The sequence below is a fragment of the Caulobacter hibisci genome (assembly GCF_016135805.1).
GTDB classification, from domain to species: Bacteria; Pseudomonadota; Alphaproteobacteria; order Caulobacterales; family Caulobacteraceae; genus Caulobacter; species Caulobacter hibisci.
On record NZ_JADWOX010000007.1, the window covers coordinates 13,627 to 33,342 of the forward strand.

Annotated in this window: 14 protein-coding genes; 11 read left to right on the forward strand and 3 right to left on the reverse strand. The window is 68.0% G+C overall.

Annotated elements, in window-relative coordinates:
* The first annotated feature begins 161 nt into the window (after positions 1-161).
* From I4Q42_RS11510 to I4Q42_RS11520, 3 genes are all read left to right on the forward strand, one after another.
* A complete protein-coding gene (locus I4Q42_RS11510) occupies positions 162-1,439 on the forward strand; it encodes an MFS transporter (RefSeq protein WP_198576217.1) in 1,278 nt (425 codons plus the stop codon).
* Positions 1,440-1,571: 132 nt separating this feature from the next.
* Positions 1,572-3,428: a PD40 domain-containing protein gene (locus I4Q42_RS11515; protein WP_198576218.1), complete on the forward strand. Its 1,857-nt coding sequence runs from the start codon at positions 1,572-1,574 to the stop codon at positions 3,426-3,428.
* A gap of 350 nt (positions 3,429-3,778) precedes the next feature.
* A complete protein-coding gene (locus I4Q42_RS11520) occupies positions 3,779-5,899 on the forward strand; it encodes a TonB-dependent receptor (RefSeq protein WP_198576219.1) in 2,121 nt (706 codons plus the stop codon).
* Between the two features lie 223 nt (positions 5,900-6,122).
* Here I4Q42_RS11520 and I4Q42_RS11525 read toward each other — a convergent pair whose 3' ends face one another.
* The 3 genes from I4Q42_RS11525 to I4Q42_RS11535 form a co-directional block, all read right to left on the reverse strand.
* Positions 6,123-7,133, reverse strand: coding sequence for an aldo/keto reductase (locus tag I4Q42_RS11525; RefSeq protein WP_332873069.1), 1,011 nt, complete (start codon positions 7,131-7,133; stop codon positions 6,123-6,125).
* A 23-nt stretch (positions 7,134-7,156) separates the two neighbouring features.
* Positions 7,157-8,311 carry a lactonase family protein gene (locus I4Q42_RS11530; protein ID WP_198576220.1) on the reverse strand — a complete coding sequence of 385 codons (1,155 nt, stop codon included), beginning with the start codon at positions 8,309-8,311 and terminating at the stop codon, positions 7,157-7,159.
* A 99-nt stretch (positions 8,312-8,410) separates the two neighbouring features.
* The gene (locus I4Q42_RS11535; protein WP_198576221.1) at positions 8,411-9,643 is read right to left on the reverse strand and encodes a LysR substrate-binding domain-containing protein; all 1,233 of its coding nucleotides are present in this window, start codon (positions 9,641-9,643) and stop codon (positions 8,411-8,413) included.
* A 486-nt stretch (positions 9,644-10,129) separates the two neighbouring features.
* Between I4Q42_RS11535 and I4Q42_RS11540 the strand changes: the two genes are divergently transcribed.
* The 8 genes from I4Q42_RS11540 to I4Q42_RS11575 all read left to right on the forward strand — a co-directional run bounded on the left by I4Q42_RS11540 (position 10,130) and on the right by I4Q42_RS11575 (position 19,507).
* Positions 10,130-11,101: an ABC transporter substrate-binding protein gene (locus I4Q42_RS11540; RefSeq protein WP_198576222.1), complete on the forward strand. Its 972-nt coding sequence runs from the start codon at positions 10,130-10,132 to the stop codon at positions 11,099-11,101.
* A gap of 2 nt (positions 11,102-11,103) precedes the next feature.
* Positions 11,104-12,144 carry an amidohydrolase family protein gene (locus I4Q42_RS11545; RefSeq protein ID WP_332873070.1) on the forward strand — a complete coding sequence of 347 codons (1,041 nt, stop codon included), beginning with the start codon at positions 11,104-11,106 and terminating at the stop codon, positions 12,142-12,144.
* Positions 12,145-12,343: 199 nt separating this feature from the next.
* Positions 12,344-13,195 carry an amidohydrolase family protein gene (locus I4Q42_RS11550; protein WP_198576223.1) on the forward strand — a complete coding sequence of 284 codons (852 nt, stop codon included), beginning with the start codon at positions 12,344-12,346 and terminating at the stop codon, positions 13,193-13,195.
* A gap of 57 nt (positions 13,196-13,252) precedes the next feature.
* Entirely contained in the window at positions 13,253-14,581 is a 1,329-nt protein-coding gene (locus I4Q42_RS11555) for an MFS transporter (protein WP_198576224.1), read from the forward strand.
* 41 nt (positions 14,582-14,622) lie between these two features.
* Positions 14,623-15,636, forward strand: coding sequence for a DODA-type extradiol aromatic ring-opening family dioxygenase (locus I4Q42_RS11560; protein WP_198576225.1), 1,014 nt, complete (start codon positions 14,623-14,625; stop codon positions 15,634-15,636).
* A gap of 159 nt (positions 15,637-15,795) precedes the next feature.
* Positions 15,796-16,653 (forward strand): HpcH/HpaI aldolase family protein, encoded by an 858-nt coding sequence (locus tag I4Q42_RS11565; RefSeq protein ID WP_198576226.1) that lies wholly within the window; start codon positions 15,796-15,798, stop codon positions 16,651-16,653.
* Between the two features lie 389 nt (positions 16,654-17,042).
* A complete protein-coding gene (locus I4Q42_RS11570; protein ID WP_198576227.1) occupies positions 17,043-18,584 on the forward strand; it encodes an acetolactate synthase large subunit in 1,542 nt (513 codons plus the stop codon).
* Positions 18,585-18,607: 23 nt separating this feature from the next.
* Positions 18,608-19,507 carry a substrate-binding domain-containing protein gene (locus tag I4Q42_RS11575; protein ID WP_198576228.1) on the forward strand — a complete coding sequence of 300 codons (900 nt, stop codon included), beginning with the start codon at positions 18,608-18,610 and terminating at the stop codon, positions 19,505-19,507.
* The last annotated feature ends 209 nt before the right edge of the window (positions 19,508-19,716 follow it).

Sequence of the window (19,716 nt, forward strand, 5' to 3'; positions counted from 1 at the left end):
CCGTAGCCGTCCTTGGTACGGGCGCGCGCGATGCGCCGGCCATTCAAGACGGGCCTTCGGCTATCGGTTCTGTGAGAAACGGCGCGGGCGTCGTGACCGCGCGGGCCAAGCAGCGCTAAAGGTGCGCACGGCCGCCGTCCGATCGCGGTCAGGAGTATCCGATGGCCCAGCCGCGCCACCCCTTCGCGTTCGCCAGCTTCCGCTATTTCTGGACGGCGCGGATGTGTTCGGTCCTGGCCCAGAACATCCTGGTCATCGTCGTCGGCTGGCAGGTCTACGACATGGCCCGCGCCACCATGAACACCAAGGACGCGGCCCTCCAGCTCGGCTTCGTCGGCCTGGCCCAGTTCGCGCCGCTGTTCGTCCTGACCCTGGTGACCGGCTGGGCGGCCGACCGTTACGACCGCCGCCTGATCGTCTGCATCACCACCAGCCTGCAACTGCTCTGCGCCGCCGCCCTGGGCTGGCTGACCTGGTCGGGCGCGGCGACCATTCCGGCCCTGCTGGGCGTGGCGGTGTTCCTCGGGGTGGCGCGAGCCTTCTCGATGCCGGCCCTCAACGCCCTGGGCCCCAATATCGTGCCGCCGGAAGTGCTGCCGATGGCCATCGCTACCAACGCCATCGCCAGCCGGGTTGGCGCGATCCTCGGCCCGGCCGCCGGCGGCTATCTCTACGCCTGGTCGCCGCCCGTTCCCTACCTCGCCAGCGCCGGGCTGTTCGCCCTGTCGCTGTTCTGCATGCTGCTGGTCCGCCCGGCCGCCCGCACGATCGGCCCGCCGCGCAAGCCCTGGAAGCTGATGCTCGAGGGCCTGGTCTATGTGCGGGCCAACAAGCTGGTGCTGGGGGCGATCTCGCTGGACCTGTTCGCCGTGCTGCTGGGCGGGGCCACGGCCATGCTGCCGATCTTCGCGCGCGACATCCTGCATGTCGGCCCCGAGGGCCTGGGCCACCTGCGCGCCGCTCCGGCGGCCGGGGCCATGGCCACGGCCCTGCTGTTCTCCTGGCGGCCGCTGAAGCACGACGTCGGGGTCAAGATGCTGGTCGCGGTCGTCGTCTTCGGCGTCGCCACCGTGGTCTTCGGCCTGTCGCGCTGGCTGCCCCTGTCCCTCGGCTGCCTCGCGGTGCTGGGCGCTGCCGACATGCTGTCGGTCTATGTCCGCCAGTCGCTGATCCAGCTGTCGACGCCCGACGAGATGCGGGGACGCGTGGCGGCGGTGTCGTCGCTGTTCATCTCGGCCTCCAACGAACTGGGCGAGGCGGAGTCCGGGTTCCTCGCCGCCGCCGTCGGGCCCGTGCCGGCGGTGGTGTTCGGCGGCGTCGGGGCGATCATCATCACCGGCCTCTGGGCCTGGTGGTTCCCGGCCCTGCGCCGGGCGCTGACCTTCGAATTCGTCCAGGCGGAGGTGCAAGCCGACACCCCGCCGCGCCGAAATGGATAGGGCCGCACGCAATTCTGATCGACACGCCGGGGTCGTCTCCGGCTTAGCCTAGAAGAACAAGAAGACGGAGCCGACGCCGTCCAACCAAGACCAAGCCGCTGCGTGACAGGCGGCGCGTACCAGGAGGAACCTATGGATCGCCGACACTTCCTCGCCGCTGTTCCGGCCGCGTTGATGGCGGGCAAGGCGATGGCCGCGGCGCCCGCGTCGTCTAAAGGCGTGATGCTGATGAACCGCATCGGGCCCTCATCGTCCGAGCTCTATATCGCCAACGCCGACGGCTCCAATGAGCGCAAGCTGCTGCAGGGGGCCTCGGTGTTCGAGTACCACGCCAGCTTCGGCCCCGACGGCAAGTCGGTGATCTTCACCTCCGAGCGCCTGGGCGACGGCCAGTCGGACCTGTTCCGCGCCAATCTCGACGGCTCGGGCATCCAGCCCCTGGTCGTCGGCTCGGCGGTCGACGACTCCGGCGAGCTGTCGCCGGACGGCTCGCGCCTGGCCTTCGTCTCGACCCGCCAGGGCTATGTGGCCAATGTCTGGATCCTGGATCTGAAGACCAAGCGCCTGACCAACCTGACCGGCGCGCCCGAGGTGCAGGGCGATCCCAGCCTGCCCAACGGCTTCTTCCGCCCCGCCTGGTCGCCCGACGGCAAGCAGATCGCCTTCTCGTCCGACCGCAACACCGACTGGCGCGGCCACCACGAGGGCAAGGGCTGGGAGCACACCCAGGAGCTGTCGATCTACGTTATCGGCGCTGACGGCAAGGGCTTGCGCCGCGTCGCCTCCAAGCCGGGCTACTGCCTGGGCTCGCCCAAGTGGTCGCCGGACGGCAAGCGCGTGGCCTTCTACGAGCTGACCACGGAAGACACCTGGTTCACCCGCCGGCCCGACACCGTCGGCGGCGTCACCTCGCAGATCGTCTCGGTCGATGTCGCCACCGGCGAGCGCGTCGAGCTGACCTCGGGACCGGGCTTCAAGCTGTTCCCGCAGTTCCTGAGCGACGACGTCGTCGCCTATCAGCGCAAGGGCGGGCCGGAGGAGGGGCTCTACACCACCGACGGCAAGCCGCCGATCAAGCGCGTCGTCCGCTCGCCCGTCTGGTCGCCCGACGGCAAGAGCGTGATCTACGAGAAGGTCGGCTTCAAGGCCCGCGGGCAGTTCAAGCCGCTCTACAGCTGGGACCCGAAGTTCGACTACCTGCACACCGACGTTTTCCCGGTCGTGGCCGGCGACGGAACCCTGGCGATCACCGAAAAGCAGCAGGGCAACTCCTCGCTGGTGACCATGAACCGCGACGGCTCCAATCGCCGCGTGGTGTTCGAGGTCGAGGGCAGGGGACTGGACCCGGTGCTGCTGAAGAAGGGCCTGGCCGGCGCCTTCATGCCGGGCTGGTCGCCCGACGGCCAGTGGCTGACCTTCGGCATGGGCGTCTGGTTCCAGGAACGGACCAAGGGCAAGGCCACCCTGATGCGGGTGCGCCGCGACGGCACGGACTACGAGCCCCTGACCGACGGCACGGTCCATTCGGGCTTCCCCAGCTACTCGGCCGACGGCAAGGAGATCGTCTTCCGCGTCTGGGGCGAGAGCGAGAAGGGCCTGCGGGTCATCAATCTCGACACCCGCCAGATCCGGGTGCTGACAACCGGCTACGACAACCTTCCGTTCTGGTCGCCGGACGGCAAGCGCATCGTCTTCACGCGCAAGGTGGACGCGGTGAACTTCGACGTCTTCACGATCCGGCCCGACGGCTCGGACCTGCAGCGCCTGACCACCAATCGCGGCAACGACGGCCACGCCGTCTGGAGCGCCGATGGCCGCATCCTGTTCAGCACCGGCATGTACGGCTTCCGCGAGGAAGCGGCGCTCTATGACAACACCTTCCAGCCCTACGGCCAGATCATGGTCATGAACGCCGACGGCACGGGCAAGCGCCTGCTGACCGACAGTCTTTGGGAAGACTCCATGCCCATGTACCTGCCGGCGAAATAAGGGAAACCGCGTTCGATAAAGCTATCGGGCGCTGCGGGTTTTTGATCCCTCTCTTCCGTCCTTCGCCTGATCTACTTCAACTCGGAGATCAGCGGGGGCGGGAGAGACCTCAGAGGATCGTCAGCAGGACATCGAGAGCGCGTCTCGGCGCAGGGCTCCGTCGCTTGTCGCGACGGGCGTGCGAGACTTCGCGCCTCGATCGCTGATGATCTTCCGAGGCTCGATCCCCGCGAAATTCAGGTCGGCGACCGGTCGCGTGCGGGGCCGTCGATCCAAAGCCAATCAACGACCCCAGTCCAAAGAGGCGGGGCGATGAAATATGAGGGAGGTTACGAATGAGGGGTCAAGCCATGCCCGGACGTCGTCCGCTGAAGGCCGCACTACTCGCCGGAGCGGGCCTGGCCATGGGCTGGAGCGCCATCGCCCACGCCCAGGCTTCGGGCCAGGCGCCCGTCGAGCCCGCCGCGCTGGAAGAGGTGGTCGTCACCGCCCAGAAGCGCAGCGAAAACGTCCAGAACATCCCGGTCGCCGTCACGGCGGTCAGCGCCGAGACCCTCGAAAAGCAGGGCGCGGCCAACCTGCAGGCCCTGCAGGGCTCGGCCCCCAACGTCGAGATCAATTCCAGCAACGCCGCCACCGGCGTCGCCATCCGCGGCATCTTCAGCACCAATGACGGCCCGCAGGGCGACCCCGCCGTCGCCTATCACATCGACGGCGTCTATCTGGGCCGGCCGCAATCGACCGGCGGCCTGGTCTACGACATCCAGCAGATCGAGGTGCTGCGCGGACCCCAGGGCACCCTCTATGGCCGCAACGCCACCGCCGGCGCCATCAACGTCATCTCGGCACGCCCGCGCTTTGACTTCGAGGCCGCCCTCGGCGCCGAATACGGCTCGTACAACCAGGTCGGCGTCAGCGGCATGGCCAACCTGCCGATCACCGACAAGATCGCCGCCCGCGTCGCCATGCGCACGCTCAAGCGCGACGGCTACGCTGCCGACGGCAAGAGCGAGGACCAGGACTCGCGGGCCTTCCGCGGCCAGCTGCTGGTCAAGCCGACCGACGACCTCTCGGTGCTGCTGTCGGCCGACTACGACCTGCGCAAGGGCGTCGGTCCGGCCGCCTACAAGCTGAACGTGGCGGGCGTTGACCCGCGCTCGACCAACACCGTCAACCCCGGCGCCCACATCGACAACCGCAACTGGGGCGTCCACAGCGAGATCACCTGGGACCTGGGCGCGGTCACCCTGACCGTGCTGCCGGCCTATCACGAGATGAAGCTGGACAACCTCTACGCCAGCGACCGCCGCATCCAGCTGAACCAGGAAGCCAAGCAGCATTCGCTGGAAGTGCGCCTGGCTTCGCCGGGCGATCAGACCGTCTCCTGGATCCTCGGCGCCTATTACTGGGACGAAGAGCAGAGCTCGTTCCAGACCCTGCTGGCGCCGCCGACCTCGGTGCGCTTCGGCTATCCCGACATCGACGCCTTCTCGCGCGCCCTGTTCGGGCAGGCCACCTGGCACGTCACCGACAAGCTGCGCCTGACCGGCGGCCTGCGCTACACGGCCGACCAGAAGAAGCAGAACGGCACGACCGAGGTGCGCAACCCCGCCGGCGTGCTGCTGTCGCGCATCGCCAACGTCGCCAACGCCCAATGGGAAGCCGTCAACTGGAAGGCCTCGGCCGAGTACCAGCTGGCCGAGCGCTCGCTGATCTATGTCACCGCCGCGACCGGCTACAAGGGCGGCGGCAACTATGACGGTCTGGCCCCGAACACCTACGAGCCGGAGAAGGTGCTGTCGTTCGAGGCCGGCTCGAAGAACCGCCTGTTCAGCAACGCCCTGCAACTGAACCTGACGGCCTTCCACTACGGCTACAAGAACTACCAGGCCAGCCAGCTGGGCTGCCTGAACCTGCCGTCCAACCTGGCCGCCTGCACCGCCTCGGGCCGCATCACCTACAACGCCGACAAGGCCACGGTGTACGGGCTGGAGCTGGAATCGCAGTGGGCGATCACCTCGAACGACCGCCTCGGCGTCGTCGGGGCGCTGACCCACTCGGAGTTCAACGACTTCGTGCTGCCGGTCACGCCCTATTCGTCGGGCGGAAACTTCTCGGGCAACCCGCTGCCCAAGTCGCCCAAGTCGACCGTCACGGTCGACTACTCGCACCGCTTCGACCTGCCCAACGGCGGGGCGCTGACGGCGGCGGCCCGGGCCCGGTTCGTCAGCAAGCAGTACCTGCTGTTCGACATCCGCAGCCCGATCATCCGCCAGGACGCCTACGGCACCGGCGACCTGAACCTGACCTACGACTCCCCCGAAGGGATGTGGTCGGTCACGGCCTTCGCCAACAACGTCACCGACGAACTGGTCAAGGCCTACGCCTTCGCCACCTCGACGGCCGGCGTCTACTACGGCACCTACCTGCCGCCCCGCACCTTGGGCCTGCGGGTCGGCGCGAAGTTCTAGCGCAAGGCCTGGCCGGAGGCGTAAGGCGTCTCCGGCGGCTTTTTCTGGAATGCAGAAAGGGCGGAGCCGGAGCGGCTTCGCCCTTTTCTTCTTGGATCCCAAAACGCCGAGCATCCCCGCGCAGGCGGGGATCCAAGCCGAGCCGCAGTAGGCAGTGCGTCAGCAGGCAATCCTGAGAAGCAGCTTGGACCCCCGCCTGCGCGGGGGACTTTCGGTAAAAGGCCTAAGCCACCACCTCTTCCGGCAGCAGCTCGGTGTCGATCTGCGCCTGGGCCTCGGCCGGGTAACGCGGTCCCCGCACGGCGTCGCCGGCGAACAGCGCGTCCACGCGGGCGATCACCTCCGCCGAAAGCACCACCCCGGCCGCGCCCAGATTCTCCTCCAGGTGCGCGACGCTCGTTGTCCCCGGGATCGGGATCACGTGCTCGCCGCGCGCCAGGGTCCAGGCCAGCGACAGCTGGGCCGGCGTCAGGCCATGCTCGCCGGCCAGAGCGTCGAAAGCCCGCACGGCGATCAGATTATGGGTCAGGTTCGGCTCGACGAAGCGCGGCATCCAGGCGCGGATGTCGCCCTTTGCGTAGGCGGCGCTGGTCACCCCGCCGGCCAGCAGGCCGCGCGCCACGGGCGAGAAGGCCACGAAGGCCACGCCCAGCCGCTCGCAGGCCTCCCGCACCGCCACCTCGGGATTGCGCACCATCGGCGAATATTCGCTCTGCATGGCGGCGACCGGGTGGACGGCGTGGGCGCGCTCCAGCGTGACGGCCGACATCTCCGACAGGCCGATCGCCCGGATCTTGCCGGCCTCGACCGCGCGGGCCAGGGCGCCGACCGAGTCCTCGACCGGCACGCTTCGGTCCAGGCGATGCAGGTAGAAGAGGTCGATATGGTCGACGCCCAGCCGCTGCAGCGAGCGGTCGAGGCTGGCGGTGATCGCCTCGGGCGAGCCGTCCAGCACGCGCCGGGTCCCGTCCATGTCGAGCACGCACTTGCTGGCCAGCACGTAGTCGTCGCGGCGATGGCCGACGGCGCGGCCGACCAGCTTTTCGTTGTTCCCGCCGCCATAGAGCGCGGCGGTGTCGAGCAGGGTCACGCCCAGGTCCAGCGCCCGGTTCAGCAGCCGCTCCCCATCCTCGGCCGGCGGCGGCGCGCCGTAGGCGTGGCTGAGGTTCATGCAGCCTAGGCCGATCGGAGCGACCTCGAACGGGCCAAGCTTGCGGGGCGGGGAAGCTTTCACTGAAACGTCCGTCGATGGGCGACCTAGCGGGCGGCGAGGAACGCGAGGCTGGTGGGCTTGCCGACCGCCAGGGACTGGTCGGTGGGGGCGAGGCGGCCGTCAGCCGGATCTCGCGCCAGGACGGTCACCGTATTGGAGCCCTGGTTGGCCGCCAACAGCCAGCGGCCGGTCTGGTCGATTCCGAAGCTCCATGGCGTCTGGCCGCCCGAGGCCACGCGCTGGATCACAGTCAGCGCGCCGGTGCGCGGATCGACCGCGAAGACGACGATGACGTTCTCGACCCGCAGCGAGGCGTAGACGAACCGTCCGTCGCGGCTGATGGCGATCTCGGCGCCGCTGGCCTTCGGAACCTCCGACAGCACCGGCGTCGTGTGAGCCAGGGTCAGACGACCCGTCTTGGCGTCCCAGCCATAGGTGCGAACCTGCGGGATCAACTCGCTGATCAGGAAGACGAACCGGCCCTTGGGGTGAAACACCAGGTGCCGTGGGCCGGTCCCAGGCGGCAGCGCGGCGGACTGCTCGCTCGCCGGACCCAGCCGGCGCGCGGCGCGATTATAGGGATGGACGAACAGGCGGTCGGCGCCCAGGTCAGCCGCCAGCACGAACTGGCCGGACGGATCCAGCGCCACGCCGTGGGCGTGCGGTCCCTTCTGGCGCGGCGAGGGGCCCGAGCCCTGGTTGGCCTGCACCGAGGCGGCCGCTTCCAGGCCGTCGTCGGCGCGGATGGGCAGGGCGGCGACGTGGCCCGTACCGTAGTTGGCGACCAGCAGGCCGCCGTCGGCCAAGCCCAGGTGGGTCGGCCCGCCGCCTCCGGAGTTCACCGTCGAGATCGTCGTCAGCGCGCCCGTCTCTGCGTCAGCGCGCAGGGCGTAGACCTTGCCCTCGGTCTTGCCGTCGTTGCCGGTCTCGCTGACCGCGTAGAGCGCTGGACGTTTCGGATGGGCCAGCACCCAGGTCGGCCGCGCGATCTCGGCGACGACGTCGATCGGGGTCAGCGTGCCGGTGCGGGCGTCGAGCCGGGCCGCGACGATCCCCTGGCCGGCGTCCGTGGCCTGGGTCCCGACATAGACGATCTGCTCGCGCCTGGGCGCGGCATGGGCGGTGCCTGTCGCCAGCAGGGCTAGCGCGCCACCCCCGACCATCCGGCGCGTCGGGAGGCGATGGGCGGGATCGGTCATGGGGTTTCCTTTGGTGGGCAACGCGTCGGACGACGGCGATGATAGCCGCCGCCCGGTCTGGGACCGCCAGTTTCGATGCATGCGGCGATAGGAACCGCGTCAGCCTGCCTGCCGCACCAGGGTCGGCGTCGTGGTGTCGGCCGTGTGCCGGCGCAGCAGGTCGATGAACGACTGGTGCAGGCCCGTGGGCAGCCAGCCGGCCCGGGTGGTCACGCCGATGGCCGGCGCCGGTCCGACCGGTCCGTAGGGCAAGGCGATCAGGTCGCTTTCGTGCATCACCTCGTACGAGGTCATCAGCGCCAGGCGGTCGCTGCGCAGCAGCAGGTGGCGGACGATCGGCAGGGCGCTGGTGGCGATCGAGGTCTTGGGGCCGGGGCCGCCCTCGAACATCCGCTCGAAACAGGCCCGGCGGCTGGCGCCCGGCGTGCCCACCACCCAGTCGTATTGCAGCAGGTCCTCGAGCCTGACCTCGCCCTGTCGCGCCAGCTTGTGGCCGCGCCGGGCGACGACGGTGTAGGGGGTGCGGGCCAGGGCCTCGTTGACCAGGTCGTCGGCGGTGGTCTCCTGCACCAGGCCGATGACGAAATCGACCTCGCCGTCGCGCAGGCGCTTCAGCATCTCCGAGGCGCTCTCGTTGACGATCTTGACGTCGACCTTGGGGTTGGCCTGGACGAAGGCGTCGAGCACCGAGGCCAGCAGCATGCTGCCGCCGAACGGCATGGCCCCGATGGCGATCTGGCTAGCGACGCTGCCGCGCGCGGCCTCGATCTCCTGGATGCCCCACTCGATCTCCTGGGTCGCCAGCTTGATCCGCCGCCCGAACTCGACGCCGGCCGGCGTCACCATCACGCCGGCGGCGGTGCGGTAATAGATCGACTTCTTGAGGTTGCCTTCCAGGTCGCGGGCGGCGCGCTGCAGCGAGGCCTGCGACAGCTCCAGCGACTGGGCGGCTTGCGCGAACGAGCCGCTCTCGACGATGGCGATCAGGCTGCGGGCCTGGGAGCGCGAGATGCGCTTGGCGATCACCGGCGCGGCCTCCTCGGCCACGCCCAGCAGCACCAGGGCCTGCTCGAACTGCTCGAACAGCCGCGTCGTGCGGCGATGGAAGATCTCGCCCAGTTCGTTGAGATAGCTCCCGCTGGCGCGGCGCTCCAGCAGGACGGCGCCGATCTGCTGCTCCAGCTTGGCCAGGGCCTGGGTCACGGCGGGCTGGGAGAGATTGCAATCTTCCGACGCCCTGCGGACGCTGCAAAGCCGCCCGACGCTTTCGAACAGCTTCAGCTGACGAAAGCTCAGCGACGCGGCCCTGTGTTCAGGATCCATGTCGATCATTTTTCTTCCTCCGATCGCCAAGCGGTAACAGGAATCAATCGGCGGGCAAGGGGCGGGGAGGGGCGTAACTGAGCCCTCGTAGCCGCAGCAGTGAGGAGTCTGCACAGGCGATCGTGGCGGGTTCGGCCGTGGAGAATCCCAAAAAACATCGGGAATTCCGCAATCATTCCCAGGCCTTGATACGGTTTTTGGTTGCCGAGAAAACGAGTGCGTTTGCGCTTATCTTGTGCGGCGAGGTGATAAGAAACCCGTTCGAAGGCGCGTGATCTATGGCGCCTGGCGACGCAAAACTTATCGCCCTTCGCATCGAACCTATCGCCGCCTTCGCGTCCCGCCGATAGGAAATGGCGCGCGCCCTCAAGGTTTCGCGGAGCGGCCGTTGCGGTTGCGCCGCGTCGCCAGCCTTTGTGCGGTCGAACCGGGGCGGAAACCGTCGCATGACCGCCGGCCGCACCCCGGATACTGATGCGTGCAAGGAGAGGAATTGTGGCCGGGAACAAGGTGCCCCTTAAGATCGCCGTGGCGGAACACCCGCATACGTCGGCCATCCGCGACGGCTCGATCCCCATCGAGGGCGTCGAGGCCGAGATCATCACCGTCAAGCCGCAGATCGGCGCCTTCCGCCGGATGGTGCGCGACGTCGAGTTCGACGTCTGCGAGATCGCGCCCACAACCTACATCATCGCCCGGGCCTATGGCGCGCCGTTCAAGGCGCTGCCGATCTTCGTGGTCCGCCGCTTCCACCACTCGGGCATGCTGGTGCGGCCCGACGCGGGCATCAAGACGCCCAAGGATCTGGAAGGCAAGAAGGTCGGGGTGCGCGCCTACTCCGTCACCACCGGCGTCTGGCTGCGCCAGGCCTTGATGGACGACTGCGGCCTGGATCCGTCGAAGGTTACCTGGGTGGTCGACGACGAGGAGCACGTCCGCGAGCTGAAGCTGCCCGGTAACGTCATCCATGCGACGCGCCCGCTGGCCGACATGATGGCCGACGGCGAGCTGTCGGCGGGCGTCGAGGGCGCGGCCGGCATCGGCCGCACCGGCGCCCCGACCGGCGGCTGGCAGGAGGTCGAGGCCGACTATCCAGACCTCTTGCCCAACGCCGCCGCGCTGGAGGCCGACTACTTCCGCCGCACCGGCGTCTATCCGATGCACGGCACCATCGTGGTCAAGGACTCGGTGCTGGAAGAGCATCCGTGGGTGGCCAAGTCGCTCTATGACGCCTTCAAGCGCGCCAAGGACGAGTGGCTGGACAAGGTGCGCGCCGAGGGGCCGCAGAACGCCACCGAGAAGAAGTACGTCAAGCTGACCGAGATCGTCGGTCCCGACCCGCTGCCCTACGGGATCGAGGCCAACCGCCCGACCATCGAGGCGCTGGAGCGCACCGCCTTCGCCCAGGGCCTGACCCCCAAGCGGATGAGCATCGACGACCTGTTCGTCGATACCGACAAGCTGTGAGCGTGAAGGACCAGACCATGATCATCGACTGCCACGGCCACTTCACCACCGTCCCCAAGTCGTTCCGCGACTGGCGCCAGCGCCAGGTCGACGCCGCCGACAGCCCGTCCAGCGCGCCGCCCGTCTCCGAGGCTCACGTGAGCGACGACGAGATCCGCGAAGGCGTCGGCAACGGCCAGCTGAAACTCCAGCAGGAGCGCGGCAGCGACCTGACCCTGTTCTCGCCGATCGCCGGCCTGATGAGCCACCACCTGGGCAACGAGCGCACCAGCCTGCAGTGGGCCGAGGTCTCCAACAACCTGGTGAAACGGGTGACCGAGATCTATCCGGACAACTTCGTGCCGGTCTGCCAACTGCCGCAGTCGCCCGGCGCGCCGCCGGCCAATTCGATCCCCGAGCTGCGCCGCTGCGTCGAGGAACTGGGCTTTGTCGGCGCCAATGTGAACCCCGACCCGACCGGCGGCTACTGGACCGGCAAGCCGCTGACCGACCGCGAATGGTATCCGCTGTTCGAGGCCCTGTGCGACCTCGACGTGCCGGCCATGGTCCACGTGGCCGCCTCGTGCAATCCGAACTTCCACGGCACCGGCGCCCACTATCTGAACGCCGACACCTCGGTGTTCATGCAGATCCTGCAGAGCGACCTCTTCAAGGACTTCCCGACCCTGCGCCTGGTGATCCCGCACGGCGGCGGCGCGGTGCCCTATCACTGGGGTCGCTATCGCGGCATGTCGCTGGAGATGGCCAACCGGCCGCTGGAAGGTCTGCTGGACAACATCTTCTTCGACAGCTGCGTCTACCACCACCCGGGCGTTGATCTGCTGACCAAGGTCATCCCGTCGAAAAACGTGCTGTTCGGCTCGGAGATGATCGGCGCCGTCCGCGGCAAGGACCCCGACACCGGCTACTATTTCGACGACACCAAGCGCTACGTGGACGCCTGCGTCAGCCTCACCGAGGAAGACCGCTACAACATCTACGAAGGCAACGCCCGGCGGGTCTATCCGCGCCTCGACGCACTTCTGAAGTCGCAAGGCAAATAGTCCAGCATATCAAGGCGCTATGAGGGCGCGGCGCGGGCGATCCGCGCCGCGCCCTTCGTCGTTATCGGCGGGTTTTCGACGGCCCGAAACTTATACCTCGCCGCATAGCTTCGACTGCTCCCAAGGCCCGATCTCGCGTTCCATGCCCCTCGAACAACGGCGGTGAACAACCCGCCGGAGGCCAGTCTAGGGAGCGCTTATGTCATCGGTGATCGACATCCATCCGCACGTGATCTCGGATGACGAGGGTCGCTATCCGCCGGCGCCGCTGTTTGGCAAGCGCTCGGACTGGTCGCAGGAGCGCCCTTGCGTGGTCGAGACCCTGATCGCGGCCATGGACGAAGCGGGGGTGGCCAAGGCGGCCGTCGTGCACTCCTCCACCACCTACGGCTTCGACAACAGCTACGTCGTCGACGCCTGCAACCGCTATGCCGACCGCCTGATCGCCGTCGGCTCGGTGGACGTGCGCGCGCCCGACGCGGTCGAGACCATCAAGGCCTGGACCGACAAGGGCCTGGCCGGCCTGCGCATCTTCACCGGCGGCAGCACGAAGGACTTCGACCCGACCGAGCTGGAGGACGAGCGCGCCTGGCCCGCCTGGGAGCTGCTGGGGGACCTCGGCCTGACCATGTGCATCCAGACCGGCCCCGTGGGCCTGCCGCAGGTGCGGGCCCTGGCCGAGCGCTTCCCGAACGTGCCGATCATCCTCGACCACCTGGCCCGCCCGGAGGTCGCCGACGGCCCGCCCTACGCCGCCGCCCAAAGCCTGTTCGACCTGGCCGACCTGCCGTCGATCTACATGAAGCTGACGCCCCGGATCATGGGCGACAGCACCAAGGGCGCGGCCACGCCGGAGACCTGGTTCCCCAAGGTGGTCGAGGCGTTCGGCGCCGAGCGGCTGGCCTGGGGCTCGAACTTCCCGACCTCGCCGGGAACCCTGTCGGAGATCCTGGCCACCGCCCGGCAGCGGCTTTCGTCGCTTTCGCAGGCCGACCAGGCCTGGATCTTCGGAAACACCGCCGCGAGCCTCTACCCGAGCCTGGCGGACTGAAGTCTAAGAACAACAGCGACGGCGCAAGACCGACAGCAGGGGATGGAGCAGGTGCAAGTGGTGACGACAACCGAAGACGCCGTCGCAGCGTCGCAGCGGGCGGCGCCGGAAGCCAAGGCAGAGGCCAGGCCGTCTCGCGCCTGGGCGCGCTGGGGCGTTCTGGCCCTGCTGGCGGTGGGGGCGCTGATCGCCTTCGTCGACCGCATCAACATCTCGGCGGCCCTGACCACCGGGCCGTTCAAGGAACACTTCTCCCTGACAAACGTGGACCGCGGCTGGATCAACTCGGCCTTCTTCTGGTCCTACGCCCTGTTCCAGGTGCCGATGGGCTGGGCGGTCGACCGCTTCGGCGTCAAGCGGCCCTACGCCATCTGCTTCGTCATCTGGTGCCTGGCCTCGGCGGCCATCGGCCTGATGCCGGCCCTGTGGGGCCTGATCCTGATGCGCCTGCTGGTCGGGGCCGCCGAAGCGGTCGTGGTGCCGGCCAGCTACCGCTGGATCCGCAACAACTTCCATCCCGACAACAGCGGCGCGGCGGTCGGCGTCTACATGCTGGGCGCCAAGTTCGGTCCGGCCATTGGCGCGCCCTTGGCCGCCTGGCTGATCGTCCACCTGAACTGGCAGCTGATGTTCCTGATCACGGGTCTTGCCGGCCTGGTCTGGCTGGTCCCGTGGATGCTGGCGGTGAAAAGCGACCTGCCGACCCGCGCGGCCGCCACGGTCGCGGCCGCCAAGAAGAAGGTCGACGTCTCGATCCTGACCATCCTGTCCAGCCCGCTGGTCTGGGGCACGCTGGTGGTCAACTTCTGCTACAACTACTTCACCTTCTTCTGCATGACCTGGATGCCGGCCTATCTGGTCGAGCAGCGCGGGCTGTCGCTGGAGCAGATGGGCCTCTACACCTTCTACAGCTTCATGGGCATCGCCCTGGTCGCCCTGGCCTCGGGCTATGCCGCCGACAAGCTGATCCAGCGCTATGGCCGCCCGGTGCTGATCCGCAAGATCTTCGTCGTCGCCGGCTTCGCCATCGCCTGCACCGTGCTGCTGGGCGCCCGCGCCACCGACGTCAACACCGCGCTGTTCTGGAACGTCGCCTCGCTGTCGGGCCTCGGCTTAACCACCGCCAACAACCTGGCGCTCTGCAGCCTGACCCTGATCCCGGCCCCGATCGTCGGGCGGGTTAAGGGCGTCCAGAACGTCGCCACGGCCCTGGCGGGCGGGGTCGCGCCGCTGATCACCGGCTGGCTGCTGCACGCCACCGGCTCGTTCGTGGCCCCGATGACCCTGATCTTCGCCTTCCTGGTGCTGGGCGCGCTGACGGTGATCGTGATGCTGCGGCCCGAATGGGCGCCGAAGGTTCCCGACGACGCCGAGGCAAAGGCCTGAGCGCCGCCTCGGACCCGTATGAGATTTAGGAGACGCGTAAGATGGCCAAGATCGTGTTCGGGATGGCGGTGCCCCACAGCGGCATGCTGGGGCAGGCGCCCGAGGACTGGCTGACCAACGGCGAGCGGGATCGCAAGAACCCCGAGCTGTGGTTCCAGAACCGCACCTGGACCTATCCGGAGCTGGAGGCCCACCGCGGCGCGGCCTTCGAGCCGTTCCTGACGATCGAGGAGCGCACCGAACGCGCCGGCCGCTGCCGCGCCGCGCTCGACAAGATGGCCGACGCCTATGGCCGGGCCAAGATCGACGTCGCCATCGTGCTGGGCAAGGACCAGAAGGAGATCTGGCCCGACCAGTCGCCGTCGATCACCATCTACACCGGCGAGGACGTCCACAACGGCCCGCCCCAGCGACCGGTCTACGCGCCCGACCACCACGTGGTGCACAAGGCCTATCCGGAGCTGGCGACCTATCTGATCAAGGCCTTCCAGAAGGAGGGCTTCGACCTCAACGACCTGCAGGCCTGGCCCGACAACGTCTGGATGGAGCAGCGCCAGGGTATGAAGCCGGACTATCCGGTGGTGCCGCACGCCTACAGCTTCGTCTATCACCAGATCATGGGCGACCAGCCGCCGCCGCACGTGCCGGTGCTGTTCAACCTGTTCTATCCGCCGACCCAGCCGTCGATGAGCCGCTGCATCGAGTTCGGCCGTGTGCTGCGCGAGGCGATCGAGGCCTGGCCGGCCGACGTGCGCGTGGCGATCATCGCCTCGGGCGGGCTGTCGCACTTCGTCAACGACGAAGAGTTCGACCGCGACGTCATGGGCAAGCTGGCGGCCTACGACTACGACGGCCTCGCCGCGATCCCCGACGGCTACTACCAGTCGGGCACGTCCGAGGTGAAGATCTACAGCATCGTCATGATGGCCCTGCAGCACACCGGCGCGAAGATGACCCTGGTCGACTACGTGCCCTGCTGGCGTACCGCCGCCGGCACCGGCGAGGGCATGGGCTTCATGTACTGGAATCCCGAGGAAACCCCCGTTCCCGCCTGACCTTCCCGATCCCCGTCCTGAAAGCGCATGGGGACTACTGGCGCGCGGGGGCTTGACCGGCTCCCGCGCGCTTTTTCTATCGGCGGGACAGGTTCATCGATCAGGGCGAGACGGCCGCGCGGGTCTAGCTCAGTCGGACAGAAACCACGGGGAAGAACCATGACCGACACCCGCCTGAACGGCGTCATCCGCGCCTGGGAAGCCGGCAAGCCCGCATTCACCTGCTTCGCCAAGGCCGACAAGCAGAGCGCCATCGACCTCTCGGACTCGCCCTATGACGGCCTGGTGTTCGAGATGGAGCACAATCCCTGGGACATGGCCGCCCTCGGCGATTCCCTGCAGTACCTGCTGAACCGCAAGCAGATCCATTCGGCGCCCACCCTGGCCCCGCAGGTCACCCCGATCGTCCGCGTGCCGGCCAACGGCGTCGAGATGAACCAGGCCTACGCCAAGCAGGCGTTGGACCGCGGCGTCTACGGCGTGATCTGGCCGCACATCAACGACGTGGCCCAGGCCTACAACGCCGTCGCCTCGTGCCGCTACGCCCGTCCCAAGAACGCCCCGCTGTACGAGCCGCGCGGCGTGCGCGGCGACGGTCCCGCCACCGCCGCCCGCTACTGGGGCCTGTCGATGGCCGACTACTACGCCAAGGCCGACGTCTGGCCGCTGGCCCCGCATGGCGAGCTGCTGGTCGGTCTGATGATCGAGAGCGTCAAGGGCGTCGAGAACCTCGACGAGATCCTGAAGGAAGTGCCCGGCGTCGGCTTCGTGCTGATCGGGGAGGGCGACCTTTCCCAGGAGATGGGCTTCCCCCGCCAGTACGACCATCCGGACGTGCGCGACGCCATGAAGAAGGTCGCCGAGACCTGCGTCCGCCACGGCGTGCCGGTGGGCAACCCACACACCAACGCCAGCAATCTCGAGCGCCTGCTGGCCGAGGGCTACCGCTGGCTGATGGCCGCCCCGCAGCGCTCCTACGGCGTGGTCGGCAAGGGCAAGGAACTGGCGGGGTATTGAGGGGGCGGGGAAGCGGGCTTTGATCCCTCTCTCATGGAGAGAGGGATCGGCCCGCGCCGCAAGGCGTGGGAGGGTGAGAGGGTAGGCGAAGCCCTTGGACGATCTTGGCGACGATCTTGGCGACGATCTTGGCGCTGTTGCAGACGACGTGCCGGCACGCCGGCTGAAGGTGTAACCACTCACCCTCCCATCGCTTCGCGATGGGCCCCTCCCTCTCTCTAATAGAGAGGGGTTCGCGCCTGAATGACGGGTGAGACCGGTTCAGAGAACATCCGGAAATCTATCGCTTTCCGGTCCGTTTGGATTGGAGCGCCAATCCTGGAAATGGTCTCCCTTCTCCCCAAGGCGAAAGGTCATTTGAAGCCGTTCGCTCGTGTGGAGGAGTTGAGATGAACGGCGCCGAAAGCCTTGTGAACACGCTGGCCGACCAGGGCGTCGAGGTCTGCTTCGCCAATCCCGGCACCTCGGAAATGCACTTCCTGGCGGCGCTGGAAAATCCCCGCATCCGCAGCGTCCTGTGCCTGTTCGAAGGCGTGGCCACCGGCGCCGCCGACGGCTGGGCCCGGATGAAGGACAAGCCGGCCTCCACCCTGCTGCACCTGGGACCCGGCCTCGCCAACGGCCTGGCCAACATCCACAACGCCAAGCGCGCCGGCGTCGGCATGGTCAACATCATCGGCGAGCACGCGGCCTCGCACCTGAAGTACGACGCGCCGCTGACCTCCGACATTCAAGGGCTCGCTCGCCCGCTGTGCCACTGGGTGCGCACCACCGACAGCTCGGAGTCCATCGCCACCGACACCGCCGCCGCCGTCGCCAAGGCCAATGAAGGCCTGGTCTCGGCCCTGATCCTGCCCGGCGACGCCAGCTGGGGCGAGGCGGGCGAGGTACCCAAGATCGCCAAGCGCGAGCCGACCCGCCGCGCGCCGCCGGCCGACAAGGTCGAGCACATCGCCAAGGTGCTGGCCTCGGGCGAGCCGACCCTGATCATCTTCGGCGGCAAGTCCATGCGCGGCCGCTCGCTGGACCTCGCCGGCCGCGTCGCCGCTAACACCGGCTGCCGCATCGCCACCCAGTTCTTCAGCGTCCGCATCGAGCGGGGCGCCGGCCGCACGCCGCTGGAGCGCATCCCCTACGCCGTGAATCAGGCCGTGGCCTTCCTCAGCGCCTTCAAGCACATCGTCACGGTCGAGACCGGCGAGCCGATCGCCTTCTTCAGCTATCCCGACAAGCCCAGCGTGCTAAAGCCCGCCGGCTGCCAGGTGCATGAGCTGGTCGCCAAGGACGAGGACAGCATCCTCGGCCTGGAAATGCTGGCCGAAGCCCTGGGCGCGTTGAAGACCGAGCCGGTCCTGCAGGCGCGCTCGGAGCAGGCGGCCCCGCAAGGGACGCTGAACCCCGTCAGCATCGCCCATGCGCTCAGCTACGCCATGCCCGAGAACTGCATCCTGGTGGACGAGTCCCTGACCACCGGCCGGGAGTCGATGGGCCTGACCGCCGGGGCGCGGCCGCACGACACCATTCAGAACATGGGCGGCTCGATCGGCTACGGCACGCCGGTGGCGACGGGGGCGGCCATGGCCTGCCCGGACCGCCGGACCTTCTGCATGGTGGGCGACGGCAGCGCCATGTACACGATCCAGTCGCTGTGGACCCAGGCCCGCGAAGGCCTGCCGGTCACGACGATCATCTTCGCCAACAACAGCTACGCCATCCTCAAGGCCGAATATTCGAACATGGGCGCGGGCGCCGCGCCGGGCCCGCGCGCCCTGTCGATGATCGACATCGGCAACCCGACCATCGATTGGGTCGCCATGGCCAAGAGCATGGGCGTGCCGGCGGTCAGCGTCGAGACGGCCGAAGCCTTCACCCAGGCCATGATCGACTCCACCCGCGAGGCGGGCCCGGTGCTGATCGAAGTCAAACTCTGAAGAAAACCGGGAGGAACCGCGTCATGAGCGACGTTGCGGCCGAAGTGCTGACTCTGAAGACCAACCTGGCCGACTATCCGGTGACCAAGGCCATGAAGGACGGCCGGGTGACGTCCGACATCGTCACCCTGGACTTCTGCGGTCCCGAACAGGCCCACAACGGCTTCAAGGACATGGTCCGCCGCAACCAGTACGACGCGGGCGAGCTGGCGATCGTCACCTACCTGCAGGCCAAGTGCTACGGGAAGCCCTACGTGCTGCTGCCGGCCCCGATCTCGGGCCGTTTCCAGCACCATTGCGCCGGCTTCAACAAGGAGCTGGGCCATCTCGATCCCAAGGACATCGAGGGCAGGGAGGTCGGCGTGCGCACCTACGCCCAGACCACCGGCCTGTGGATCCGCGGCGTGCTGCGGCACGAATACGGCGTCGACCTCGACAAGGTCACCTGGCGCACCACCGGCGACGGCCACCTGGAAGAGTACAGCGATCCGGCCAACTGCGTGCGCCTGCCCAAGGGCTCGGACATCGGCCAGATGATGCTGGACGGGCAGCTCGCCGCCACCCTGCAAGGCGTCGACCTGCCCAAGGATCCGCGCGTGCAGTACCTGGTGCCCGACCCGTTCAACGCCGCCAAGGCCTGGTTCGAGCGCGAGCAGGTCGTGCCGATCAACCACATCTTCGTGGTCCACGAAGATATCGCCAAACAGCGCCCCGACGTGGTTCGCGAGATCTACCGGATGATCGTCGAGAGCCGCGCCCTGACCGAGGGCGGCCCGCCGGCCGTCTATCCGCCGTTCGGCCTGGAGGCCAACCGCAAGGGCCTGCAGCTGGCCATCGACTGGGCCTTCGACCAGAAGATCATTCCGCGCAAGTTGAGCGTCGACGAGCTGTTCGACGACCTCACCGCCAGCCTCGGCGCCTGATCTCCATCACCTCGGTTTCTTCGACGCCGGCGCGCCCCGGACCTCACGGTCCGGATGCGCTGGCGTTCGTCGTTTGAAGTCCTTGCGAAATATTTCTTCAGATTCCGGCCGGTCGCGGCGGCGAAAAATGAATAGGCTGGCCCGGTAAAGCAATCATCGGGCGAGGCGAAGGCGCGTCATCCTCCTGACGCTGCGTCAATGAACGCGGA